Origin of the sequence: Marivivens donghaensis (assembly GCF_011806565.1) — a bacterium.
Lineage (GTDB): Bacteria > Pseudomonadota > Alphaproteobacteria > Rhodobacterales > Rhodobacteraceae > Marivivens > Marivivens donghaensis_A.
Window position 1 is genome coordinate 74,849 of record NZ_JAATOP010000013.1, and the last position, 10,214, is coordinate 85,062.

Consider the following 10,214-nt stretch of genomic DNA (forward strand, 5'->3'; position numbering starts at 1 on the left):
GTTGTGGACTCCTTGCAGTCTATCAGGCGACCAATGACTCGCCCGAGGCGGCCATGATTGCTTCTTTTGTTGTGTCGTGGCTGAACTCGGCAGAAATCTGACCGCGGCGCATCACGATGATACGGTGCGCGATGGACAGGCATTCGGTGACTTCAGAAGTGGTGTAGACGACGGCGAGACCCTGTTTGGCCCGCTCCGCCAGCAATTTGAAAACTTCGGCCTTCGCACCGATGTCGATACCGCGGCTCGGTTCATCGAGCATGATCACGGTCGGATCGGTCACGAGCATCTTGCCGATGACAACCTTCTGCTGGTTGCCGCCCGACAGCGAACCGATCGCAGCGTGCGGACCGTCGGTTTTGACGGTCACATCGCGGATCGATTCCTCGATGATCTGGTCTTCGGCCTTGTGGTTCGTGAAAAGGCCCTTGGTAAAGTTGCCGATGGACGACAGCGACAGGTTCTTGCCCACGGTCATGGTCTGAACAAGGCCGTCACGCTGACGATCTTCGGGAACCAGAACGAGGCCCGCATTGATGCGGTCCGCGATGCTGAGACCCGAAATGTCGTGGCCGTGCAGTTTGACGCTGCCTTCGGTGTTCTTCAGGCGGCCAGCAGCACACTCCATCAGTTCGGTACGACCGGCACCCATCAGGCCATAGATACAGACGATTTCGCCCGCTTTGACTTCGAGGTCCATGTGGTCGACCGCGAGGCCGACACCGGTGTGCGACGGAACGCAGAGGTTTTCGATCGAAAGCGCGGGCGCACCGAATTCGTAGCCCTGCGGCGGGGAGCCGAGGTCGAAGTTCTCGCCGACCATATTGAAGACGATCCACTCGAGGTCGATTTCGCTGCGCGGTGCATAGGCGGTCATGTTGCCGTCACGCAGAACCACGGCGTGGTCGGTGATGGTGAGCGCCTCTTCGAGGTGGTGCGAGATGTAAACGATCGAAACGCCGCGCGCCTTGAGGTCATGGATGACCTTGAACAGCACTTCGACTTCCGAAGCGGACAAAGCCGAGGTCGGCTCGTCCATGATCAGGATGCGTGCGTCGACTGACAGCGCGCGTGCGATCTCGACGATCTGCTGCTGACCGAGGCGCAGGTCCTCGACCTTGGCCAGAGGGTCGATGTCCTCTTCCAGTTCTTCGAGCAGTTTGCGGGTCTGGCGCTCTTCTTCTGCGAAATCGACGCCGAACTTGCCGCGGATTTCGCGGCCCATGAAGATATTGTCGCGCACGGTCATGTTCGGCGCGAGCGACAGCTCCTGGTGAATGATGCAGATACCGCGCTCTTGCGCATCGGTGGTCGAGTCCAGCTCGACAGGCTCGCCGTCGAGGATAATGGTACCCGTGGACGGCTTCTGAACGCCCGACAGGATCTTCATCAGCGTGGATTTTCCAGCGCCGTTCTCACCGAACAGCGTGGTGACCTGACCGCGGTGGACGTCGAAGTTCACACCCTTCAGTGCGCGAACGGCACCAAAGGATTTGGTCACGTCACGCGCAGCGAGCACAACCTGGCTCTCCGGCTTTGCGTGCGGCGCTTCGTTGTGGATCGGAGCCTGCATCACTGCACCTCGAGAGCAACCGGCGTAATCAGCCAGTTCTTCGGGTTGATGAGAGTGAATGCGCCGGTGACTTCGACGGTCTTGCCGGTCAGGTTCTCGCGGTCGAGGTCGGAAAGAGCTTCGGCAGCCATCGCGCGGTTTATGCCCGAGCCAGCGTCCTGATATTCGATCTGGTTGGTGAACTCACCAAAGACAATATCACCCGGCATGTCGCGCAGGTCAGTGCCGTTGATCGCCGGACCGGTCTGGACACGGATACGGACTCCTTCCGGCATACCGTCGACGTTCAGGTCATAGATGCCCGAGCGGCCTTCGCCCAAAGTGCCGGTCGCAGTGACGGGCATGATACCACCGATCGCGGTCTTGGTGCCGTATGCTTCGATCGCAGCGTTTTTGTCTGCGGCCAGCTCGTTGGCCAAGGTCACGGCATCGGGTGCGCGTTCAACAATAAGGTCGCGGATGCGGGGGAACTGTTCGGCACCGTAGCTGTCCGGATTAAATGCCTGTGCGCGGCCGTCTTCTTCGGAACCGATCTGCACAACCTTGGTATCAATCGCGATCGCGCCGATGACAACAACAGCGACAAGCGGAAGCAGCCAGCTTGTCATCGGCTTCTTCGGTTTGACCTGCTTGCTAGTGTCCATCATGGCCATACTAATGAGCCCCCTTCCATGCCACGCACCAACAACGGCCCGCAGCGTTATCCACTTGCGCGATAGTCGCGCACTACGTTCGTGGAACAATCCGACCTATGCGGATGAGCCACCTAAAATTTTCGGAGATAACCGCGGACTGGCCGCGACTTATGTCCTCCCCTGAATTTCCGCCAGCACGATCCTCCATCGATTCTGCTAACGAAAACATTGCATTGCAGCCATCTGACTGCTCGCCTTTCATCAAACCATAGGTGAAAAAAATTACGTTGTCTGCAAAAAAATTCGGACGACCGGAATTTTTTGTGTTACCAACATTTCCAGAAAGACGCGGATTTTCGGCTTGTGTGAGGACAACCGACGCCGCGCTTGGGCGAATACGGATTACCCGTATCTATAGAATAGGACGCCCGAGCAACCGAGGAGGAGTGGAGGCCGCGAATCATCCTGTGGCCACCACAGAAGGAGGACAAATTGAGCGTGAAACGCGACATCATCGTCGGCATCGACGCTGGTACGTCTGTGATTAAGGCCGTGGCCTTTGATCTCGCAGGGAACCAGATCGCGGCTTCTGCCGTCCGTAATAAATACACGATGGGAGCCGATGGTTCGGCGACCCAATCGCTGGGTCAGACGTGGGAAGACTGCGCCACTGCGCTGCGCGGCCTTACCGGCAAAATCGAAGAATTCTCCGAGCGCGTCGCCGCCGTTGCCGTCACCGCCCAAGGCGATGGCACCTGGCTGATCGACGAGGCGGGCAAGCCCGTATGTGACGCTTGGCTTTGGCTCGATGCCCGAGCGGCCCCGACGGTCGAAGCGATTGCCGACGGTCCGACCGAACGCGCCCGCTTCGAGGCGACCGGCACCGGCCTGAACACCTGCCAGCAGGGTTCGCAATTGGCGCATATGGATCGCCACCACCCTGAAATACTGGACCGCACCGCGACGGCATTCCACTGCAAGGACTGGCTTTTCTTCAACCTGACCGGCGTTCGGGCGACTGACCCTTCTGAGGCCAGCTTCACATTCGGCGATTTCCGCAACCGCGAATACAGCGACACAGTGATCGAGGCTCTGGGCCTGTCCCACCGCCGCGATCTGCTGCCGCAAATCGTTGACGGCGCGCAGCAGACGTTCCCGCTGTCCGCGGCCGCTGCCGAAGAAACAGGCCTGCCTGAAGGCACGCCCGTCTCGCTGGGCTACGTCGATATGGTGATGACCGCGCTTGGCGCTGGTGTTCATACCGCAGGCACCGCTGGCGCTGCTTGTTCGACCATCGGCTCGACCGGCGTTCATATGCGCTCGGTCGACTCGAGTGACGTTCACCTGAACGCCGAGGGCACCGGATACGTCATCTGCCTGCCGATTCCTGATCGCGTCACGCAGGTGCAGACCAACATGGCTGCGACGCTGAACCTCGACTGGGCGCTGGCGATGGCCGAAGACCTGATCGCGGAGATGGGTGAACGTCCGTCGCATTCGGACCTCGTGGCACGCATCGACAACTGGATGGCGAAATCCCAAGCGGGCCGTCTGGTTTATCACCCCTACATTTCCGAAGCTGGCGAGCGCGGCCCGTTCGTGGACGCCGACGCCCGTGCGAGCTTCATCGGCCTCAACGCCGGCCACCGTTTCCCCGACATCGTGCGCGCCGTGATCGAAAGCCTCGGCATGGCGGCACGTGATTGCTACAGCGCGATGGGCGAAATGCCGACCGAGCTTCGTCTGACCGGCGGCGCGGCACGTTCCGCATCGCTGCGCGCGGTGCTGGCTGCTGCTCTGAACACCCCCGTCCGCGTATCGTTCCGCGAAGAAGCGGGCGCCGCTGGCTGCGCCATGATGGCTGCTGTTGCGATCGGCGCCTACCCGTCGATGGAAGACTGCATCGCGGAATGGACTACGCCGCTGCTGGGCGAAGCCGAGCAGCCCGACCAGTCGCTGGTCGAAACCTACAACACTCTTTTTGAAACCTATCGCCAGTCGCGCGAAGCGCTCGAACCGGTCTGGCACCGGCTCGCTGCTCAGCGTGACGCAAAGGCTTAATCCTCCAAAGCGTGGCCATCCGGCCCGTGTCGAAAGGCAATAAAATGACCGTTATTCAGGAAGTAGATCTTTTTGTCATCGGCGGCGGCATCAACGGTGCCGGTTTTGCGCGCGACGCTGCAGGTCGCGGACTGAAAGTCGCCATGTGTGAAAAGGACGACCTCGCCGAAGGGACGTCGTCGCGCTCGGGCAAGCTTGTCCACGGTGGCCTGCGCTACCTCGAATATTATGAATTCCGTCTTGTCCGCGAAGCGCTGATCGAACGCGAAGTGCTGCTGAACGCCGCGCCGCACATCATCTGGCCGCTGCGCTTCGTACTCCCGCATTCGCCGCAAGACCGCCCCGCTTGGCTCGTCCGTCTGGGCCTGTTCATGTACGACCACCTCGGCGGCCGTAAGAAACTGCCGGGTACCCGCACGCTGAACCTCCGCCGCGATCCCGAAGGCGCGCCGATCATGGATCAGTACAAGCGCGGCTTTGAATATTCGGATTGCTGGGTGGACGATGCCCGCCTCGTGACGCTGAATGCTCTGGACGCAGCGCAGCGCGGCGCGACAATCCTGACCCGCTCGCCCGCCGTCACCGCTCGCCGTGAAGATGGCAAGTGGCACGTGACCACGCAGAACACCATTACCGGCGAGAAGCGCGAATTCCTCGCCAAGGTTCTAGTCAACGCTGCCGGCCCGTGGGTTACCGACGTTCTGACCCGCGTTGCCGGTGCCAATTCCAGCCGCAACGTCCGCCTCGTCAAAGGTTCGCACATCATCGTCAAGAAGTTCTGGGAAGGCCCGCACAGCTACCTCGTCCAGAACCACGACAAGCGTGTGATCTTCATCAACGCCTACGAAGGCGACAAGGCTCTGATCGGCACGACTGACATCGCTTACGAAGGCCGCGCTGAAGACGTGACCTGTGAAGACCGCGAGATCGAGTATCTGCTCGATTGCGTGAACCGCTACTTCAAGGAAAAGCTCCGTAAAGAAGACGTGCTGGAGACATTCTCGGGCGTGCGTCCGCTGTTTGACGACGGCAAGGGCAACCCCTCGGCTGTGACCCGCGACTACGTGTTCGACCTCGACGAGACTGGCGGCGCACCGCTGCTGAACATCTTCGGCGGAAAGATCACCACGTTCCGAGAACTGGCAGAGCGCGGTATGCACCGCATCGCCAAGTTCTTCCCGAACATGAAAGGCGACTGGACCGCTGACGCCGTCCTCCCTGGCGGCGACATGGAAAACGCCGACTACGATCTGTTCCGCGAGACCATCAAGGCAAAGTATCCGTGGATGCCGCGCGAGCTGCGTGAATACTACGGTCGCCGCTACGGTACGCTGGTCGATAAGATCGTCGGAAGCGCCACGTCGCTCGAAGGTCTGGGCCGTCACTTCGGTGGCTTCCTCTATGAGGCCGAAGCCCGTTACCTCGTGGCCAATGAATGGGCCATGACCGCCGAGGACATTCTCTGGCGCCGTACAAAACACCGACTGAACCTCTCGGATGCCCAGCAGGCTGCGTTCGAGGAGTGGTTCGTCTCCAACTCTGCCGAGGCCGCATAAATGGCACTTTCCCTCTCTCTCAATACCAATCCGTTGGTAAACCGTTTTGCGGACCCGGCAGACCTTATTGAGACCACGGCGCGCGACCTGCGCATCCGTGATCTCCAGCTAACGCACGAGTTCATCAATCCCAGCTGGCAGGCTCCGGTAATCCGCCGCCTGACCCGCGAGATGGACCTTGCCTGTCAGCGCACAGGTGTGCGTTGTACGTCCGGCATGACCGGCCCTTACGGCCGTCTGAACCACTTCGGCCACCCCGATCCCGATGTGCGTCAGTACTATGTTGACTGGTTCAAGACCTTCGCTGACATCATTGGTGATCTCGGCGGCAAATCAGTCGGCACGCAGTTCGCGATCTTCACCTACAAGGACTACGACGATCCCGCCCGCCGCGAAGAGCTGATCAACATCGCCATCGATTGCTGGGCCGAAGTTGCCGAACACGCGAAGGGCGCCGGTCTCGACTATGTCTACTGGGAGCCGATGTCCGTTGGCCGCGAATTCGGTGAAACGATTGCCGAGTGCATGAAACTTCAGGACCGTCTGACCGCTGCGGATATGGCGATCCCGATGTGGATGATGGCCGATATCGACCACGGTGACGTCACCTCGTCGAACCCCGACGATACCGATCCCTACGCTTGGGCGCGCGCTGTGCCGAAGGTCAGCCCGATCATCCACATCAAACAGTCGATGATGGACAAATCCGGCCACCGCCCGTTTACCGCAGAGTTCAACGCCAAGGGCGCGATCCAGCCCGAGCCGCTGCTGAAGGCATTTGCCGAAGGCGGCGCGGAAGACAACGAAATCTGCCTTGAGCTGTCCTTCAAGGAACGCGAGCCGAACGACCGTCAGGTCATTCCCGCCATCGCGGAGAGCATTGCATTCTGGGCTCCGCACATCGACACGGGTGCAAACGACCTCAAGATCTGAAGGACACATATGGACATCCCTGCATTCGCCTTCGCTACTGCTAACGAAATCGTCTTCGGGCGGGGAAAGGCGCGGCAATCTCCTCCACGGATCGCCTCATTGGGGCGGTCCGTTTTTGTTGTGACGGGCCAGAATGCGGCACGAAACGAATGGCTTTTTGATGCGCTGAGAGCCGAGGGCTGCGAGGTCCGTACGTTTTCGGTCGCGAAGGAGCCTGACGTTGAGACCATTCTGGCCGGCGTCGCAGCCGCTAAAGGGTGCGATGTTGTTGTCGCAATCGGCGGCGGTGCTGTCATCGACGCAGGTAAGGCGATTGCCGCGATCGTACCCGCCAGCCGCGATCTGATGGACCATCTCGAAGTCGTCGGCAAAGGCTTACCGCTCGACAACCCTCCCCTGCCCTTTGTCGCGATGCCGACAACCTCGGGCACCGGCGCCGAAGTCACGAAGAACGCCGTGATCGACGTGCCAGAACACAAGCGCAAGGTCAGCCTGCGCGACAACCGGATGCTCGCAGACCTCGCGATCATCGACCCTGCCTTGACGGATAACTGTCCGAAGGCGATCACGCTGGCCTCCGGCCTCGACGCGATCACGCAGGTTATCGAGCCTTACATCTGCACACGCGCGAACCCGATGACGGACGCGCTATGCAGCGATGCGATTCCGCGCGGGCTGAAGGCGATCCAAACACTGATGGAGCGCGAAGACACCGCCGCGCGCGACGACATGGCGCTGGTCAGCCTGTTCGGCGGCCTCGCTTTGGCCAACGCGGGCCTCGGCGTCGTTCACGGGCTTGCGGGGCCGCTGGGCGGGCTGACGGGCGCACCTCACGGTGCGATCTGCGGCGCTCTGCTGCCGCATGGCCTCGCCACAAACCTGAGTGCCGATCCCGACAATCAACGCATCGCCGAGGTGATCCGGTGGATCGCCGATGCGTTCGGCACGACCGAACAGAACGCGCTCGGCGCACTGACAGATTGGTCGCGGGCCAACGGGCTGAAAGGGCTGGACGATATGGGCATCTCGCAAGGGGCGCGCGAGGCCGCCGCAAAAGCTACCGAAACGTCATCTTCAATGAAGGCCAACCCCGTACGACTAACGTATGAGCAATTGATAGCCCTTATGGAAAATGCACGCTAAAGCATTCTGACTGAGCGAACGGGAGGATACACAGTGATGGCCAAAGAACGTCAGATCTCGGACAACGAGCACAGCCTCGCGATCCGTGCCGCGTGGCTGCACTATGTCGGAGGCCTCACGCAGGCTGCGGTTGCCAAACGCCTCGGTGTGCCGTCGGTCAAAGCGCATCGCCTGATATCGAAGGCTGTTGCCGAAGGCGCTGTCAAAGTGTCGATCGACGGCGACATTGTCGAATGCATTGAGCTCGAAGAACAGCTCTGCAAAAAGTTCAACCTTCAGAGCTGTGACATCGCGCCCGACCTCGGCGAAGACGGAATGCCAATTCGCGCCCTTTCGCTCGCTGGCGCATCCCGCCTGCGCCGTTGGCTCGAAGCGGGCAAGCACGACATGATCGGCATCGGCCATGGACGGACGCTGGCTGCCGCAGTGCGCGCCATGCCGAATTTCGAAACCAAGGAACTGCGCTTCGTCTCGCTGCTCGGCGGCCTGACCCGTAATTTCTCCGCCAACCCGCACGACGTGATGCACCTTCTGGCCGAGAAAACAGGCGCACGCGCCTACGTCATGCCTGTACCGTTCTTCGCCAATACGGCGCACGACCGTCAGGTGCTGCTTTCACAAAATGGCGTTCGTGAGGTGTTCGAACTGGCCGAGAATTCATCGCTCAAGATTGTCGGCGTCGGCACGGTCGATACAGACACCCAGTTGGTCAATTCCGGCATGATCGAACAGGACGAGATCACCCAGATCGCCAATGCCGGAGCGGCAGGCGAACTTCTCGGCCACTTCTTTGCCGAAGACGGATCGGTGCTGGAAACGACCCTCACCTCTCGTACGCTTGCTGTGTCGATGGAGAAGGGCAAAACCGACCGCATTGTCGCGCTGGCTGGCGGGCCGTCTAAGGTCAAGGCGATCAGGGCTGTCCTGCGCTCCGGTCGCCTGTCCGGCCTCATCACCGACGAACAGACCGCGCGGGCGCTGCTGTAAGCTTAACCTATACAAATGCTTTTCGGCCCGATTGGCGTTGCGTGACTGTAAGACGCTCGACTAGTCTCCCCCTGTAACGAGGAGGACGCATACAATGACCGACAAACCCATGGGCCTGCAAACACTTGCCATTCACGCAGGCGCCGAACCCGATCCCGCCACTGGCGCACGTCAGGTTCCGATTTATCAATCCACATCATACGTTTTCAAAGATGCCGACCACGCCGCGCGTTTGTTCAACCTCGAAGAGGTCGGCTACATCTATTCACGCCTGACCAACCCGACCGTGAACGCCCTTGCCGCGCGTGTCGCGGCCCTCGAAGGCGGCGCAGGAGCGGTCTGCTGTTCGTCAGGCCACGCGGCGCAGATCATGGCGCTCTTCCCGCTGATGTGTCCCGGCTGCAACGTTGTGTCCTCGTCGCGCCTCTATGGCGGCACGATCACGCAGTTCAGCCAGACGATCCGCCGCTTCGGGTGGGAGGCCAAGTTCGTCGACACCGACGACCTTGATGCCGTCAAAGCTGCGATCGACGAGAATACGCGCGCTATTTTCTGCGAAACCATCGCCAACCCCGGCGGCTACGTCACCGACCTCGATGCAATGGCGAAGATCGCTGACGAGGCTGGCGTTCCGCTCATTGTGGACAATACAACGGCTACGCCCTTCCTCTGCCGCCCGATCGAACACGGCGCGACACTTGTCGTCCATTCGGCCACCAAATACCTGACCGGTAACGGCACGGTCACGGGCGGCGTGGTTGTCGACTCCGGCAAATTCGACTGGTCCGCGTCGGACAAGTTCCCGTCCCTCTCGCAGCCCGAACCTGCCTATCACGGCTTGAACTTCCATGGCGCACTCGGAGCCATGGCCTTCACATTCCACTCCATCGCAGTTGGCCTTCGCGACCTTGGCATGACGATGAACCCGCAGGGTGCACACTATACGCTGATGGGCATCGAGACGCTCGGCCTACGAATGGAGCGCCACGTACAGAACGCAAAAGCGGTCGCCGAATGGCTCGAGAACGATCCTCGCGTTGAAGGTGTGACTTACGCCGGACTGGAGAGTTCGCTGTCTTACGAGCGCGGCCAACGGATCGTCCCGAACGGCGCTGGTGCGTTGTTCACGGTTGCAGTCAAAGGCGGATACGATGCCTGCGTAAAGCTGGTGGACAGTCTGAAGCTGTTCAGCCACGTCGCAAACCTCGGCGACACACGTAGCCTCATCATCCACCCTGCCTCCACCACCCACCGTCAGCTGGACGAAGAGCAGCAGGTTAAGGCTGGAGCTGGTCCGAACGTTGTGCGGATTTCGATCGGGATTGA

Annotated in this window: 8 protein-coding genes; 6 read left to right on the forward strand and 2 right to left on the reverse strand. The window is 60.6% G+C overall.

Annotated features, from left to right (window positions below; all coding sequences use genetic code 11):
- Positions 1-22 precede the first annotated feature (22 nt).
- On the reverse strand, positions 23-1,573 hold the full coding sequence (locus tag HCZ30_RS15290; protein WP_167639178.1) for a sugar ABC transporter ATP-binding protein: 1,551 nt from the start codon (positions 1,571-1,573) through the stop codon (positions 23-25).
- A complete protein-coding gene (locus tag HCZ30_RS15295) occupies positions 1,573-2,226 on the reverse strand; it encodes a DUF2291 family protein (protein ID WP_228069171.1) in 654 nt (217 codons plus the stop codon). Before HCZ30_RS15295 ends, HCZ30_RS15290 begins: the two co-directional genes overlap by 1 nt.
- A gap of 480 nt (positions 2,227-2,706) precedes the next feature.
- Here HCZ30_RS15295 and HCZ30_RS15300 point away from each other — a divergent pair, with 480 nt between their 5' ends.
- The 6 genes from HCZ30_RS15300 to HCZ30_RS15325 form a co-directional block, all read left to right on the forward strand.
- Positions 2,707-4,269, forward strand: coding sequence for an FGGY-family carbohydrate kinase (locus tag HCZ30_RS15300; protein ID WP_348640405.1), 1,563 nt, complete (start codon positions 2,707-2,709; stop codon positions 4,267-4,269).
- Positions 4,270-4,313: 44 nt separating this feature from the next.
- Positions 4,314-5,825: a glycerol-3-phosphate dehydrogenase gene (locus HCZ30_RS15305; RefSeq protein ID WP_167639180.1), complete on the forward strand. Its 1,512-nt coding sequence runs from the start codon at positions 4,314-4,316 to the stop codon at positions 5,823-5,825.
- Positions 5,826-6,758 (forward strand): sugar phosphate isomerase/epimerase family protein, encoded by a 933-nt coding sequence (locus HCZ30_RS15310; protein WP_167639181.1) that lies wholly within the window; start codon positions 5,826-5,828, stop codon positions 6,756-6,758.
- A 15-nt stretch (positions 6,759-6,773) separates the two neighbouring features.
- Positions 6,774-7,901 (forward strand): iron-containing alcohol dehydrogenase, encoded by a 1,128-nt coding sequence (locus HCZ30_RS15315; RefSeq protein ID WP_432442772.1) that lies wholly within the window; start codon positions 6,774-6,776, stop codon positions 7,899-7,901.
- A 36-nt stretch (positions 7,902-7,937) separates the two neighbouring features.
- Positions 7,938-8,888 (forward strand): sugar-binding transcriptional regulator, encoded by a 951-nt coding sequence (locus HCZ30_RS15320; protein WP_175581058.1) that lies wholly within the window; start codon positions 7,938-7,940, stop codon positions 8,886-8,888.
- 94 nt (positions 8,889-8,982) lie between these two features.
- A partial coding sequence (locus HCZ30_RS15325) for an O-acetylhomoserine aminocarboxypropyltransferase/cysteine synthase family protein (RefSeq protein WP_167639183.1) occupies positions 8,983-10,214 on the forward strand: 1,232 nt, incomplete at its 3' end.